Source organism: Pedobacter sp. 10L46_2, assembly GCF_056395165.1.
Genome location: NZ_JBFTIZ010000133.1, coordinates 1 through 13,795 on the forward strand (window position 1 = coordinate 1; position 13,795 = coordinate 13,795).

The following is a 13,795-nucleotide window of genomic DNA, read 5'->3' on the forward strand; positions in this document are numbered from 1 at the left end:
TGTGTACTCCTATACAATTCGGAAACCAAAATAAAAGAGATAGCTACTTCTCTTGGTTATGACGATCCTTTTCATTTTTCACGATTATTCAAAAAAAGTATGCGCATTTCTCCAAATCAGTACCGGACCAACAGAAGGAAAAAGCTTGGATAGAGAATAACAAAAAAAAATAAACACACAGATAATCAACTACTAATGCGACAAAGTGAAATTATTTTAAAAAAAGATTTTGTCATCCAAAAAAAGACACTACATTTGCAATCCCAAACGGGAAGTAGGTACGGTAGCTCAGTCGGTAGAGCAATGGACTGAAAATCCATGTGTCGCCGGTTCGATCCCGGCCCATACCACTACTTAGAAAAGCTCAATTTCATAACGAAATTGAGCTTTTCTGCTTTAAAAGGCACATTTCCGCTCCAATTTCAATGGGATCAATCCCAAAACTTGTGGAGCGAGAATGATTTTTTGCTTGCTAAGCATATAGTTGAGTTAGTCTGTACAGGAAGAATTCTATGTTTTTCACACCCCTAAATAGATTTCTAAACGCCTTTATTTTTGCGTTAAAAGATTCCGCTGAAGCATTGGTAGATTTGTTGTCAAAGTAGTTGAGAATAGTTTAATAGTGGTTTTGTATCGAGCGAGCAATTGTATTAAATGCTTTGAAACCTGTTTGCCTGAGGAAAACAACGTTTGCAGATCAATTCCATATTACCTGCCCTATCCAGGGTAACTTCAGTTACTTTTTTTCTTGCTCTTTCCGGAATCTTTTTCAGTACTGAAATGACGGTTTCCGCTTTGGTGCCTGCTACAATGGTAACAATGGCTCCTTTCTTACCTTTTGCTGCTTTGTTGATAAGGATCGTGTAAAGTTCACCATGAGAAAGACTAGTTTCGTCTATAGAAAGCTGTTCACCCAGGTTTTCTGGATATAACAGCCATTATTTTGCATGTGATTTCTGGTCCCAGCTCTTAAAATCACTAAGGTAATCACGATATTGCCGAAGTAGGTTTTTAGCCTTTACCCCATAGAATGAACTGATCGTATCAACCCTATTCGGGGCTGTAACAATTGCGGAATGCAGGTCATTTGCTGAAGTTTTCAATTTGAAACCGCGAATGCGAATCATGATAAAGATGAAATAAGGGAAGAAAGGAAAAAGCAGTTGTTCACTCCTTAAGCTACATAACCTCATTCAGAATTTTGAGCTTGCTAAATACCTCACTAAAAGTGATATAGATCATATTTATTTCCATACCTTCTTTCCATATTTGATTTAGGATACGCTTATATAAGAATAAATAGCTGGATTAAACAAACATCAATATGGCAATTGTTTACTGAAAATTAAATTGGGTTTAAAATTTATCAATCATAGAAAATGTTAGGAGACCTTAATAAAAAAGAGCTTATTGATTTACTGGAAAGCCAGGTGATTGGCAGGATCGGTTGCCATTCCGATGGTGAAACGTATGTAGTACCGGTTAATTATGTGTACAAAAACAACGCGGTTTATGCGCATTCGGGGAATGGAAAGAAAATTAAGATGATGCGTGCCAATCCAAAGGTATGCTTTCAGGTAGACCAGATCAAGGATACCTTTCGCTGGAAAAGTGCTATTCTTTGGGGAGATTTTGTTGAACTGACTGGTGAGGAACGTCAGCAGGCCATGCAGGGTATTATACACCGGATTATGCCTTTAACCAGCCGGCCCTCACAAGAAACCTCGCATGGAATTCAGACTGAGGAACACACCAGCCTTGTCGTATTCAGAATCGACCTGACAAAAGCTACCGGAAAATACGAAACCCATAACTTATGATCATAATTTCGTTTCACCTGTGATAGGAGAACATTTAAATGCCTCTATTTTCAAATATTTATGGTCATACCAGTCCTCCAGGTCCGGTAAGGTCAAACCCTTAAATGGAATATAAGCCGCATCTGTCTAAAAGGGATCAATTGCTGCCGGACTTCCCGCTTTTTCTTTTTCCCGGAATAGAAACTATCCTAAAACATGATGTGCAAGTACTTTCTGTACCTCAAAAACATTCACTGATTTATTGAATTTCTTACGGATACTTGGAATAGTTTCACTGGATACCCAGATTTTTAATTCCGCATCCAGGTCAAAAGTACCAGCTGTTTCCACACTAAATCTGCTAATCGCTTTATATGCAATAGAAACATATTCCGTCTTGCTTCCCGTCAATCCCTGAACATCAACAACGATCAGTCTTTTATTGGTAAAGATGAAAGTGTCCCTTATCAATTTAAACCCCATTTCGATCTCTTCATTAGCTGTAAGCAGTGTCCCGTAGTTTTTCCTTACCTCGTTCTGACTTACCGCGCCGGCATTGCCCATTAATGCTGAAAATAACCCCATATTGTATATATTTTTAACTGATTTAAAATTAGAGGTAGCAAGAGGAATAAAGTTACAGTACGTCCGATATTTTGAATTTATTTTTCATAGGCTACCACTTGATAGGCACAATTAAAAATGGCAAACAAGTCCCTCTAACACTTTCCGCTGAAGAACTGTTTGAGGGTTATCTGGCTTGTTTTACGATTCATTGTATCATCGTATATACTGATCAGTTTGAGCATCCAAACCTGAAGTTTACTTTGACGGTTGAGCTGCTATTCATTACGAAATTCCCGCTCGGTAGTTTGCCCTTGGCATCGGCATACAATATCCCCGAAAAACACTAAAAAACCATTGTGCCCGCCATTGACCTTCGTAGCCTTCCACAAAAGCCTGCTCGTATTCGCATCCAGTTTGTAAACAATCGGCTTGGCAGCTGGCTGCTGCCTTGCCATAGTTGTATTTGCCAAGCAGAACAGTACGGCCAATAACACTAAATATTTCTTTTTCATTTTTTTAAGGTTTAGCATTTAATTTTTCCAGCGCGGCATGAGCCTCATTGTCTTTACTGTCATTTGATTTTACCGACTGTTGATACGCGGCTATGGCACCAGTATTATTTCCAACCGCCAGCTCCGCTTTGCCCAGCAAGTTATAATTCTCATAAAAATGGAGGTTCACTTTGATGTTAAACTTCAGGATCGCCACAGCATCTTCATTGCGCCCCTCAGCCAACAGCTTTTCTGCAGTTTCCCTCAGGCCATTGCGGTTTGGGCTGCGCAAATTGTACACATAATAATTCTTTGGATCTTTAACCAGATTCTGATACAGCTTGGTCGCCGCCCCAACACCATCTTTGATTACTGTATTGTAAACCAATTCCCCATAATCCTTTTTTGGCTCATTAAGCCCCGGTTTGTTATCCAGCACATCCTTTAGGTATTCATTGGAGATCGCTACAGAAACATTCCCAACCTTAGAACCCGCACTGCCCGTAATGATCCCGATCAGGTAACCATTGGCATCAATTACCGGCGAACCACTGCAGCCGCCCTTATGCGTCTTCATGTCCCGCTCAATGAGGATATCCATTCCGTATTTCTGATATACTTTTCCTTCATGAACCGTACACAGGCTGTCATCATAGGCACAACTCAGAATATAGACCTTCTCTCCCGGCTTCACTTGTGTATAGCGGGGTTTCAAGGGGTATAAATTTGACGAACTCTTTTTCACTGTAAACACAATCCAGTCCCGGTCCTGTATGGTAGAGCCCTTAGCCTCCAGCACTTCATTCGGGTCTTCATTCAGCAATTTGCCGATCACCGCCGAATCCTGTGTATCACCTTTTGGCCTCATCACCCATTCCTTAAGCGCAGCATTGACTTCAGTCGCCTTGCTTTGTTTATTTTTTGCGATCCAGAGGATGTGCTTGCCAGTCGCCGCCAGCGTGTCCTTACCATTGTCAATTAAAAAACCCGTACCCGCATACTTAAAAGAAGGATGAACGTAGCGGTCACCATTTTTAAACTGCACCTCGTTGATCACAAGAGAAACAAAACAAATAAATAATACTACTAAATATAAATATCTCAAATCTATCTATTTGATCTATTCAAAATCCATTAGCTATCGCAAGTATCGACCTCCCCATTCGTCAACACCTAGGTAGTAAAGTTTAACAAAAAATTATATAAATCCGATCCAAAGATCGTCTGGTTCTCAAAAGGTTATAAAAAAAACTTAAGCATTTAAAGAACCGAAAAGAATATCTAAATTCATTTCCAATATCCTATCTTTAGTGCATGAAAACGCTTTTATTGATTTGTTTATTGGTGTCCACTTCCTTTGGGTTAAAAGCTCAGGAAGTCGAGATCGATCAGGTGATTGGCCACTGGGAATTAAAGGATATTCCTAAGGCTGCCGGGAAAGAAGTTGTTCTGGTAGATTCTGTTTATGATGGACGAGCTTTTGAAAATCATACTTTACTGAATGTTGGTGGCAATTTCCCAAATCAGCTGATTTCGGTGTTCATCGATAAAAAGGATTATGACAAATTTGGCGGGGATGTCTTGAAATTATACCAGCACAAAAAGATCAGTGTACACGGTAAGCTATCTCTGCATAAGGATAAACCTCAGATAGTGGTTACCGATCCTAAGCAGCTGAACAACCACCTGAGCTGGAAACAAAAAGTGCTCAATGTGATCTTCTAATTATTGCTGTCTTTTTATTTTTCTGATACATGCTGGAATCGCTCTCTGCCTATTTGCAATATTTAAAGTCCCCACGCTTACTTGTTTTAAGTAAGGACAAGAAAATGCTATGGAAGGATTTGTTATGGTTATTAGTTTTAGATATAGCATTTGCTACGCTCATAGGAGTAATCTACTATACGCTACTGCATTTCAAATTAATCAGGGAATATGAAGAATTCGACATCTTTAAGTATGGGTTTCTCCTGGCTATGTTCTTCGGTGTTGTATTTGCCCCGATTTCTGAGGAATTGCTATTCAGATGGCAATTGCGTAAACCTAAATGGAGTATCTTATTTGTATTGATCTCTCTTGAAATCGTAGCCTGGACTTTTACTAAGAATGACTATGCATTATTTTTTACTGCCATTGGATTGTTGCTGATTGGCCTAACAACTGTTTTGGTAATGAGCAAATTGAACAGATTGAAGAAAGTGAAGGTCTTCAGGATGTATTATGTTTTCTTATTTTATTATACAGCCATATTATTTGGATACGTACATATCACAAATGCCAAGGGATTGACCCTGGCAGACCCAACATTCATTTTTTACATTGGCTCCCAGATTTTTGGAGGTTTAACCATGGGGTATCTTAGAGTGAAGTATGGTCTAAAATACGGCATCTTACTACATGCAACCTTTAATTTGATTGCGGTTCCCCTGGCTTGGTGGATGTCTTAGAATTTGTCTAGTTTATTGTATTGACGCGAAGCCGGATTTTTTATTAAGCAGTGATAAGATTTTCGCTGAAGAACTGTTTGAGTGCTATCTGGCTTGTTTACGATTCATTGTATCATCGTGTGTCTTGGGGACTATTCCATATGTGGCCACCTCTTTCGCGGAATGTGGCCTAATATTACGGCCCAAAATGATCAGTCGATTTCGCTGAAAAGTGGTCAATAGGCTCATTTTAAGCTGTTTTTAGCCTCGAGAAAAGCACTATGGAGATAGCTCATTTTGATCATCAACAATCAAAACGCTAAAAACAAAAAAGCTTGTCTAAGAAATGGCTAAGGTTGAATTTTAAATCGAAACAAGCTTATTATCTCGATGGTTCCTTTGTGTTTTTTGCGGGAACTAACATTGATCATGATTCTCGTCTATATGTTAGTGGATCCGACGGCTTTAATCATCAGCAAGCTTTAATGAACACTTAATTCATTGATTTTACATTACTCGCCTCATTTTAAAACCACCAAAATTGGGGAAGAACCACTATCTGAGAAATATACATGTTGCTTTACATAATCTTTTACTTTCCATAATTACCGTGATGCAAAACTTTGCAGGTCAATTTCAAAACGACAACAATTCGGTTCCTTTTGATAATGAACCGGCAGGTCTGCGGTGTCAGTCAATTTAACTATTCCTAAAAAATTAAATCCCGCCGAGGTATAATGCGCTATAAGTTTTGTGTTGTTACCCAGTGTGTCTAAACGTACAAATCTTTTGCCCAGTTGTCTTGCATACTCCCTGGACCATTCTACGATTTTCTCTATGTATCTGTTCCCGCGTAATGTCGGGTTTGTGCAGATCCGGTGGATGTAAATCGCATCATTCCTGTCTTCTTCTCCCCAGATCTCCTTGTCTTCAAAGGTAATGGCCCAGTTGCAGGCGATTAAATTGTCCTGGAGGATTTTCCATTGCCGGTTTTCTGTGATTTCATTTTTAATGAATGTGTTTTTAAAAACTGGCCAGACTACCATTTCTTTCTGAATTTGCAAACTCCTTGCCGCTTCATAAAGCGATTGAATTTCAGCTACGTCAGTTATTAAACAATTCTTAATCTCCATATCTTATATTTTTTCAAAGGCAATATCTGTATAAATGGAGGATTTATAAAATCCGTATCTTGCTAAATGTGATTTAACTACGGGCTGGGGTACAGGAAAACTTTCAGAATAATCAGGGGAATCTATAAGAATAAGAAGCGAATAGAAGAACAATCGACTTTTAATGTGGCGAAAAAAATTGCGAGGTTAAATTACATTTCAATACCGATCAGGAAACTCATTCAATATCAATAATTGATTATACTTTGGCGGGAATTGTATAGGAGAATACTGCCCCGTGTGGCGTTGCATTCTTAGCCCAGATTCGCCCACCAAGCTTTTGAATAAAATCCTTACACATGGAAAGCGCTATTCCTGCGCCGTGCTGTGTAGATGAACCGAAATTGCTGGATATTGAAAATAGTTTGCTGATGGTTTGTTCATCCATCCCCTGACCCTGATCTGCAACAGATACAATCATTGAATTGTTTTCCAGTGTATAGGTAATCACAATTTCGCCGCCCTCCGGGGAAAATTTAATGGCATTGGACAGTAAATTCCGGTTAACAAATTGTAGCATTTCTTTATCCGATGTTGCAGTTACATGCTTTGGAATTTGATTAAACACTGTTATTTTTTTCGCTTTTAGTTGTTCCGAAACAATATCTGCTGATTCGCAGAACAGATCATGGAGCACGAGTGTTTCTGCTTTATACTGGTAACCAGACAACTGCTGCTTGATCCATTGCAAGATGGTGTCAAATGATTCCAGCATACCCCTGGCTTGCCTTTCTATATCGCCATAAAACTGTTCCATTTCTGTTTTTGTAAATTCAGGATTGTCTTTCATTAAGCCTGCAATGCCTATTGTAGAGACAAGTGGTGTTCTGAAATCGTGAGCTAAAATAGAAAAGAGTTTATTTTTGAATTCATCAGCTTGCTGCAAGGTTTTATTTTGCTCCAGAATTTTTAGATTAAGCTGCTGCAGCTCACGCTCGTGTTTACGCGAAATCTGGTATAAACGATAAATGAAAAGCAGTAAGAATAAACCGGCCACACAAACCGAAACCAGCAACCATATTTTGGTCTTGTTATTTTTGTTTACCATACTTAAAACAGCATTATCACCTTGCATCGCGTTGTACTTAATGTAGTCCCCAACAAATTTTTTCAGCTTCTGGTTCTCTTCTGCCATCGCCCCTTCAAGTAACTTCTGAACATTGATGATTTGATCTTTATTACCCTTCAATGTAGTATGGGCTAAAATATTCGTCAGTATAGGTATTAATTCCAGGACATAGTCCTTTTCTTTGGCCAACTGATAGCTACGCCAGGCATAATGCAAAGCGCTGTCGGGCTGGTTAGCATAATAGTTGCTATAAGCGCTAAGTATGTAAATTTCCTGATCATCAAGCTCATATTTTTGTGCTTCGGCCAAAGCACCGCCAAGCAGCTTCAGTGCTTCTGCAGAACGGCCTTTTTTTACTAAAAAATCGAATTCTAACTCCTTTACAGCAATTAGCACCCGGTGATCTTTGTACATGGATGCAATTTCCCTGGTTTTGTTAATGTAATACTGGGCACTGTCATTTGAAAGAGACGGATTGCTCATGCAATAATTTGCGTACACCAGGCTCATGATGCTATCTCTTCTTCCTGTCCTAATAACCTGTCGAAAAAGATCAAGGCCTTTTGTAGAATCACCAAGACTCAAATATACATTCCCCATGTTCATTACGACCTGACTCATATTTGCGGTATCCCTTTGAATCTTGTAATCAGATAAAGCCTGAGTGTATAGTTGAAGCGACTCTTGATACATTCCCCTAATATAAAGTACAGAAGCGATTACATTATCCGCATCTGCCTTTCCCTTAGGATATTGCAATCTGGTAGCCATAGCTTTAGACATCATACCATAATAAAGGCTACTATCAACATTCTTCATGTGATAAAGCATCCCCAGACGATTTATGGAATTGACATAACTAATGCTGTCTTTAATGAAGGGCAGCTTTTGCTTCTCTGCTCCTATTAGATTAGACTGTCCCTGCACGGTGCCATAACAAAATAGCAGAATCAGTAAAAGATTGTGTATTAATTTTGATGGGCGCATGATTTCTGTACAAATAGCTTAAACTAATTTATTATTAATTTCAACAAATACTGCCAACTAAAAATCCTGGCGTCTGTTCATTTCATTTATTTACAGGTATTTTGTCTTTCTATTTAGGTTAATAAGCAATAATTTTCCATCATAAAAAATTCCAGATAAAAATCGGATAAAAAAATGGTTACAGAATTTGCACACGCTTATTTAAAAATGGCCTAATAAGGAATATTGCTCTTTTTTAACCGTAAAACGACCTTTTGAATCTGTGGTGTAAAAATCAGAATAACAATTACTATCAGGACGCCAACGAGCATCAAATCATAATAATCGCGTGTAGAACGAGTCAATATCTGTTCCCGGACAAAATTATTGAAGTAACCTGTCGATACGCCTTTCGCTGTATAGGCGTCGCTACCGGCATTCATATAGCTGCTTTGTATATCCAACAAAGTAACAGGAAGTTGTGCGGCCGTCTCGATCAGCGCTTCACGGAATTTCTCCCTAACCGCAGATCTGGTATATAATTGGAGTTCATTATTAATAGCGAGACTGGTAGTAAAACCGATAAAACGCGCGAAAATACCAATCAAGGAGGCGTTTATCGCAATTTTTGGTGGTGCTGCGGATGTGGTGAATGAAACAATTGGAACAAATAATACGCCTGTTGCAATACCGTATATAAACATAGGGAGGATAAAATCAATCGTTTCACCCTGAACGGATATAAAATTCAGCATGTATACGTAATACAATGCCATGATCCCAAAACCGGCTATGATCATCCTTATCAGGTTATAGCCCATCAAGATCAACCGGGAGGTAACAAACATACTCAGGACGGTTCCCGCGATCACAGTTAACCATATTGGGATAGTGCTGAGGGGATCATTGCCCAGGACATTTTCCAGATAACCATAAGTAAGTCCCGTACTTCCTTTAAAAATATAAAATGTGAAAAGCAAAAGTAGTCCGAGGACGAAATTCTTTGCCTTGAAAATTTGTAAGTTGATCAATGGCCGCTTGATTTTTCGTTCCCTGATGATAAAAAGGATTAGGATCATTGAACTACTTAAGCTCAGCAGAACGATTATCCGGCTGCTGAACCAGCCCAGCTGCCGTCCGTAAATCAGGATGTATCCCAATCCTAAAATAAAACATACATAAAAAAGATACCCCATCCAATCTATCTGGTAAAGCGGAACCTTTTTTGTAAACCTGGCTTTGCTGCTCATCGTCAGCAATACAATAAGGGCCAGGATGATGAGCAGGATATTGAAGCCATAGAATAACCAGTTGAAATCAAAATAATGAAGTACCATACTGGAATAGATCGAATAAAGTGGAACGGATATCTGTATACCGCAATACAGAATGGAATAAGCGATGACCCTTGCACGTGTAGATTTTAATCTTGGAAATATCAGATTCAATACGATTCCCGACATGAGTGCACAGGTAATTCCCTGTACGAACTGACAGATGATGAACGATGTCCAATTCCTCATATGAAAGCAGATGACGGAACACGCCGCGTTGATGGCAAGTGCGACCAGCAGGCATTTCCTTGGCGAAAAGTATTTCACTATACGAAAATCCAGTGCCAGGAAAGCCACTGTTGAACCATAAATAACAATCATGGCGTATTGAACATCATTAGGTTGTATGCCATAGAAACCCATTGCCGCGGCAGGGCTGCTGTATAAAGCAAAACTAAACAGGCAGGTCATCAGGATGGCGAATATTACAGATCTTGCCATCCATTCTGGTACCCAAAATTTAAAGACGGGGATTTCATGTGGCTGCATCACTAATCCCTTAAAATGTAAACATTGGCATTCATTCCTGCAGAGAGTTTAGCGAGTTTTTCCGGCTTGTCGGTGAACCTGATCCTGACTGGTATACGTTGTGTGATCTTGACGAAATTACCGGTCGCATTGTCCGGAGGGAGAAGCGAATAACGAGCGCCTGTGGTTGGAGAAAGTGATTCTATGGCGCCGTTAAATTTTTCACCCGGAAAAGCATCCGTTTCTATCATAACATTTTGATCCGTCCGGAAATGGCTGATCTGTGTTTCCCTGAAGTTGGCGATCACCCATTTTTCTTCTGATCTGTTGACTAAAAATGCCAGCGTTTGGCCAGGCTGTATCAATTGTCCTTCCTGAATGGCTTTTTTCCCCATCTGCCCGTCAAATGGAGCTGTAACGACCGTATATCTGACATCAAGCTCCTGCCTTTCAAGCAGGGCTTCCTTGAGCTTGATTTCCGCTGCTATAGCCGCACGCTGTGCTTTAATGTCATTCAGCTTGGATAGAGATACCTGCAGGGAAGCTTGTGCCTGATCAAGATCAGATTGCGTGATCAACAAAGAGGTGCTAATGTTATCGAATTTTTGCTGAGTAGTAGATTCATCAGCCAATAACTTTTTATAGCGATCGAATTCTCTTTGCTGCTGATTTAGCTTTGCTTTTGCCCCTGAGAGCTGCGCTTTGATGACCTGAATGCTTCTGATTTGCGTTTCCTCATTGGAAGCTAAAATGGGTAATTTGGCCCGCGAACCCATTAATTCTGCTGAAGCGGCATTCCTTTTAAGTGCATATTCGTCAAGCGCAATGATCACAAGCGTATCTCCTTTTTTAACTTGCTGATTGTCTTTGTAATAAATTTTACTGATATAACCGCCGACTTTTGCATTTACAGGTGATAGATAAGCGTCTATTTGGGCATCGTTGGTGTATTCGTAGCGGTATCCTTTTAGAAAATAGATGACGCCCCAGGAAATGATTGCCACCAACAGAAAGATGCCCAGCCACTTGGTTATCACTATGATCATTTTATCTATTTTAATTTTGTCCATGATATATTGTATTAGAGAATTCCTATGATTGCCAGTAAGCGGATATGGCTGAGTTTTAAATTTGTTTGTGCAGTTGTTAGGTTGAACTTTGCTCCCAGCAAAGTATTTTCTGCATCCAGAAGATCGGTCAAAAGCGATTCCTGATTGAGGTAACTGTTTCTGATGACCCGAACAATTTCTGTAGTTTTGATAATATCCTTTTGTGCCGTTTCTACGCTTTCCAACGACTGTTGCTGCTGTAAGTAAGCTTCTTTCACCTGAATAGAGATTTCGTCCTTTTTGATGCGTGCGTTTTCTTTTGCTTCGTCATTTACGACTTGAGCGCGTGCAACAGCGTGTTTGTTTTTGTACAGGTTATCAATCGAGAACTGCACCTTGATCCCGGTTTGCCCAAACCCCCATAGATCATTTGAGTAAGGATAAAATGAGATCTGGGGGTAGTTGTAATTGTAATTGGAATACAAGGAGACTTTTGGTAACAAAGTCGCCTTCAGCTGCTTAATACTCATCTCTGTCAACTTAATATCACTATTCACGATCTTGTAATCCGGTGATTGATTTAACGCGATATCAATATAATCGGCATAGGCCGAACTTTTAAAAGCACCGGTTTCAAAACCGTCTTTATAGGAAATAGAAAATTGCGCTTCACCTTCGCGCCCCATTAGCATATTCAGCCGTTGTTTAGTGATGTCAATTTTCTTTTCAACATCTGAAAGGCTTAATTCCAACTGGGACAGTTTGACCGAGGTTCTAAGCACATCACTTTTTAGTACAATGCCATTTCTGTTCATATTTTTAATGAGCTTTAGCTGTTTATTTTCTGCAGCGATCTCTGCCGTTATAAACTCCCGGAAGTGCAGGTATTTATAGAGATCGTAATAAGAAACAGCAATATTGAATTTTACACTGTGCTTTTGCAGATCCTGCTCATATCGGCCACGTATTTCTTCTTCCTGCTTGATCTTAATAGTTCTTCTCTCTTTTCCTCCGCTAAAAAGGCCCAGGTTAAAGTTATAGCCAAGTCCATATCCGTACTCGGAAACGGGCACATTCTGTGGAGAGGAGAATAATCCATTGTTGTAGATCAGGAACTGTGAATTAAGCTTGAGATCTCCGCCTACGGAGAGTTCCGGCAGCAAACGGTCCTTCGCTTCAAGCACCTCTAATTTACTTTCAGCAACATTTAGATCAGAAAGCTTTAACTGCCGGTTATGGCTTTCTGCAACTGCCCATATTTTTTCTAATGAAAATACATTAACAGTATCAGGTAGTTGAGCTTTAACAGGCTGCACGAACAGAAAGATGATCGCTTTTAAAATCGCTGCAATTTTATATCGTTTCATCTGAGTGTTTTTTTATATTGGTTTTAATCGATCTGCGCTGCCTCCAGGTTTTGATCATTCTGCTCAACTCATCGATGACAGATGAAAAGTCCATCACAGGCATTAAACCGCCTGAGCATGCAGGAAAAAAAAGATTGAAAGTAATGAGTTGTTCCCTGAGCGCTCGTTCATCATTGTTATGATTTATGTCCTGCTTTTCAAGAACTAAATTAGGGTTGGTTTCAATTGTCTTCTGCTCCATAATGACATTATTAAATTCATTACAAAAGTATCCCGACTGGCGTTTAGTGTTTTTATATAATAAGCCTAATATTTGTTAAATTTGGCCAATGAAAACGCTTCAACAGCTTATCGACAATGTTGACCAAAATCCCGGCTCGATCCTGGTAGTGCGACAGCAAACAGAACAGCGGTTACCATCGCACCAGCATGATAAGGCTCAGTTACTCTTGGTCTTTGGAGGTATCGCCTACCTGCAGACAGAGGAAAATGATTTTTATATTCCGTCCAACCATTACATCTGGATACCTAATAATTATCCGCATAACCTGATGTTTAATGCGCAGGACCTGTTTATAATCAATATTTACTTTCCGAAGGAAAACGGGGACAGTTTCTATAATGAAATGGGAATTTACCCGGTAAGCAAACTATTGTATGAAATGCTTTCTTTCAGCGAAACCTGGCACGGGGATTATTATGAAGGTTCATGGGAATATGAGTTTTTAAGAACACTGAGGAACGTGCTTTCGAAAGAAAACCTTAAAAAGTTTTCGATCCAGCTCCCCACCACCAATGATCAGCGGCTCAATGCTGTTGTTGACCGGCTCCGAAGTCAATTGAATGAAAACCTTACGTTGGAAGCGACGGCCAGTCAATTGGGCATGAGCGTGAGAAGTCTGACCCGTCTATTTCAGGCAAAACTGCATATTACCTTTATCCAGTATGTAAAAATGCTAAGGATTATTCGTGCGATGGAATTGATCAAAGGCACCAGCCTGAATATGACAGAAATCGCCTATGAGATCGGATATTCTAGTATATCAGCATTCAGTAACAATTTTCATCAATTGACAAACATGAGGCC

17 protein-coding genes and 1 tRNA gene are annotated in these 13,795 nt (G+C 39.6%); 6 read left to right on the forward strand and 12 right to left on the reverse strand.

The window, feature by feature from the left end; genetic code table 11:
* Together AC1DDX_RS15140 and AC1DDX_RS15145 are read left to right on the forward strand one after the other, a co-directional pair.
* Positions 1 to 153 (forward strand): helix-turn-helix domain-containing protein (locus AC1DDX_RS15140; RefSeq protein WP_477622225.1); only part of this gene is annotated, 153 nt, incomplete at its 5' end.
* A gap of 124 nt (positions 154 to 277) precedes the next feature.
* A tRNA-Phe gene (locus AC1DDX_RS15145) sits at positions 278 to 350 on the forward strand.
* Positions 351 to 472: 122 nt separating this feature from the next.
* On the opposite strand, the gene AC1DDX_RS15150 is transcribed toward AC1DDX_RS15145, so the two are convergent.
* From AC1DDX_RS15150 to AC1DDX_RS15160, 3 genes are read right to left on the reverse strand one after another with little or no spacing between them, the layout of a single operon-like run.
* Positions 473 to 613, reverse strand: coding sequence for a transposase (locus tag AC1DDX_RS15150; RefSeq protein WP_288882274.1), 141 nt, complete (start codon positions 611 to 613; stop codon positions 473 to 475).
* 37 nt (positions 614 to 650) lie between these two features.
* On the reverse strand, positions 651 to 935 hold the full coding sequence (locus tag AC1DDX_RS15155) for a transposase (protein WP_337717281.1): 285 nt from the start codon (positions 933 to 935) through the stop codon (positions 651 to 653).
* A gap of 3 nt (positions 936 to 938) precedes the next feature.
* On the reverse strand, positions 939 to 1,193 hold the full coding sequence (locus AC1DDX_RS15160) for a hypothetical protein (protein ID WP_288882226.1): 255 nt from the start codon (positions 1,191 to 1,193) through the stop codon (positions 939 to 941).
* A gap of 186 nt (positions 1,194 to 1,379) precedes the next feature.
* On the opposite strand from AC1DDX_RS15160, the gene AC1DDX_RS15165 reads away from it, so the two are divergent.
* On the forward strand, positions 1,380 to 1,820 hold the full coding sequence (locus AC1DDX_RS15165) for a pyridoxamine 5'-phosphate oxidase family protein (protein ID WP_337717157.1): 441 nt from the start codon (positions 1,380 to 1,382) through the stop codon (positions 1,818 to 1,820).
* A 183-nt stretch (positions 1,821 to 2,003) separates the two neighbouring features.
* Here AC1DDX_RS15165 and AC1DDX_RS15170 read toward each other — a convergent pair whose 3' ends face one another.
* From AC1DDX_RS15170 to AC1DDX_RS15180, 3 genes are all read right to left on the reverse strand, one after another.
* Positions 2,004 to 2,384 (reverse strand): PH domain-containing protein, encoded by a 381-nt coding sequence (locus AC1DDX_RS15170; protein ID WP_288882223.1) that lies wholly within the window; start codon positions 2,382 to 2,384, stop codon positions 2,004 to 2,006.
* Between the two features lie 257 nt (positions 2,385 to 2,641).
* The gene (locus tag AC1DDX_RS15175; protein ID WP_288882222.1) at positions 2,642 to 2,878 is read right to left on the reverse strand and encodes a hypothetical protein; all 237 of its coding nucleotides are present in this window, start codon (positions 2,876 to 2,878) and stop codon (positions 2,642 to 2,644) included.
* 4 nt (positions 2,879 to 2,882) lie between these two features.
* Positions 2,883 to 3,962, reverse strand: coding sequence for a trypsin-like peptidase domain-containing protein (locus tag AC1DDX_RS15180; RefSeq protein ID WP_477622222.1), 1,080 nt, complete (start codon positions 3,960 to 3,962; stop codon positions 2,883 to 2,885).
* A gap of 209 nt (positions 3,963 to 4,171) precedes the next feature.
* Between AC1DDX_RS15180 and AC1DDX_RS15185 the strand changes: the two genes are divergently transcribed.
* Both AC1DDX_RS15185 and AC1DDX_RS15190 read left to right on the forward strand, forming a co-directional pair.
* Positions 4,172 to 4,582 (forward strand): hypothetical protein, encoded by a 411-nt coding sequence (locus AC1DDX_RS15185; protein ID WP_288882218.1) that lies wholly within the window; start codon positions 4,172 to 4,174, stop codon positions 4,580 to 4,582.
* Positions 4,583 to 4,611: 29 nt separating this feature from the next.
* Positions 4,612 to 5,304, forward strand: coding sequence for a CPBP family glutamic-type intramembrane protease (locus AC1DDX_RS15190; protein WP_288882217.1), 693 nt, complete (start codon positions 4,612 to 4,614; stop codon positions 5,302 to 5,304).
* A 584-nt stretch (positions 5,305 to 5,888) separates the two neighbouring features.
* Here AC1DDX_RS15190 and AC1DDX_RS15195 read toward each other — a convergent pair.
* The 6 genes from AC1DDX_RS15195 to AC1DDX_RS15220 all read right to left on the reverse strand — a co-directional run bounded on the left by AC1DDX_RS15195 (position 5,889) and on the right by AC1DDX_RS15220 (position 12,949).
* A complete protein-coding gene (locus AC1DDX_RS15195; protein WP_288882215.1) occupies positions 5,889 to 6,416 on the reverse strand; it encodes a GNAT family N-acetyltransferase in 528 nt (175 codons plus the stop codon).
* Positions 6,417 to 6,654: 238 nt separating this feature from the next.
* On the reverse strand, positions 6,655 to 8,511 hold the full coding sequence (locus AC1DDX_RS15200) for a tetratricopeptide repeat-containing sensor histidine kinase (RefSeq protein ID WP_337717161.1): 1,857 nt from the start codon (positions 8,509 to 8,511) through the stop codon (positions 6,655 to 6,657).
* Between the two features lie 212 nt (positions 8,512 to 8,723).
* On the reverse strand, positions 8,724 to 10,265 hold the full coding sequence (locus AC1DDX_RS15205) for an MFS transporter (protein ID WP_477622223.1): 1,542 nt from the start codon (positions 10,263 to 10,265) through the stop codon (positions 8,724 to 8,726).
* A 50-nt stretch (positions 10,266 to 10,315) separates the two neighbouring features.
* Positions 10,316 to 11,362, reverse strand: a complete 1,047-nt coding sequence (locus AC1DDX_RS15210) for an HlyD family secretion protein (protein ID WP_288882209.1) — start codon at positions 11,360 to 11,362, stop codon at positions 10,316 to 10,318.
* A gap of 11 nt (positions 11,363 to 11,373) precedes the next feature.
* Entirely contained in the window at positions 11,374 to 12,708 is a 1,335-nt protein-coding gene (locus AC1DDX_RS15215; protein WP_288882207.1) for a TolC family protein, read from the reverse strand.
* Positions 12,695 to 12,949 carry a hypothetical protein gene (locus AC1DDX_RS15220; protein ID WP_288882206.1) on the reverse strand — a complete coding sequence of 85 codons (255 nt, stop codon included), beginning with the start codon at positions 12,947 to 12,949 and terminating at the stop codon, positions 12,695 to 12,697. Before AC1DDX_RS15220 ends, AC1DDX_RS15215 begins: the two co-directional genes overlap by 14 nt.
* A gap of 88 nt (positions 12,950 to 13,037) precedes the next feature.
* On the opposite strand from AC1DDX_RS15220, the gene AC1DDX_RS15225 reads away from it, so the two are divergent.
* The coding region (locus tag AC1DDX_RS15225) for a helix-turn-helix domain-containing protein (protein WP_477622224.1) at positions 13,038 to 13,795 on the forward strand (758 nt) is incomplete at its 3' end.

What these genes read in the sequence shown, in the direction of transcription:
- AC1DDX_RS15165 (WP_337717157.1), top strand. Translation starts at nt 1,380, where the DNA reads ATGTTAGGAGACCTTAATAAAAAAGAGCTTATTGATTTACTGGAAAGC.
- AC1DDX_RS15170 (WP_288882223.1), bottom strand. Translation starts at nt 2,384, where the DNA reads ATGGGGTTATTTTCAGCATTAATGGGCAATGCCGGCGCGGTAAGTCAG.
- AC1DDX_RS15185 (WP_288882218.1), top strand. Translation starts at nt 4,172, where the DNA reads ATGAAAACGCTTTTATTGATTTGTTTATTGGTGTCCACTTCCTTTGGG.
- AC1DDX_RS15175 (WP_288882222.1), bottom strand. Translation starts at nt 2,878, where the DNA reads ATGAAAAAGAAATATTTAGTGTTATTGGCCGTACTGTTCTGCTTGGCA.
- AC1DDX_RS15220 (WP_288882206.1), bottom strand. Translation starts at nt 12,949, where the DNA reads ATGGAGCAGAAGACAATTGAAACCAACCCTAATTTAGTTCTTGAAAAG.
- AC1DDX_RS15200 (WP_337717161.1), bottom strand. Translation starts at nt 8,511, where the DNA reads ATGCGCCCATCAAAATTAATACACAATCTTTTACTGATTCTGCTATTT.
- AC1DDX_RS15210 (WP_288882209.1), bottom strand. Translation starts at nt 11,362, where the DNA reads ATGGACAAAATTAAAATAGATAAAATGATCATAGTGATAACCAAGTGG.
- AC1DDX_RS15195 (WP_288882215.1), bottom strand. Translation starts at nt 6,416, where the DNA reads ATGGAGATTAAGAATTGTTTAATAACTGACGTAGCTGAAATTCAATCG.
- AC1DDX_RS15205 (WP_477622223.1), bottom strand. Translation starts at nt 10,265, where the DNA reads ATGGCAAGATCTGTAATATTCGCCATCCTGATGACCTGCCTGTTTAGT.
- AC1DDX_RS15215 (WP_288882207.1), bottom strand. Translation starts at nt 12,708, where the DNA reads ATGAAACGATATAAAATTGCAGCGATTTTAAAAGCGATCATCTTTCTG.
- AC1DDX_RS15190 (WP_288882217.1), top strand. Translation starts at nt 4,612, where the DNA reads ATGCTGGAATCGCTCTCTGCCTATTTGCAATATTTAAAGTCCCCACGC.
- AC1DDX_RS15160 (WP_288882226.1), bottom strand. Translation starts at nt 1,193, where the DNA reads ATGAGGTTATGTAGCTTAAGGAGTGAACAACTGCTTTTTCCTTTCTTC.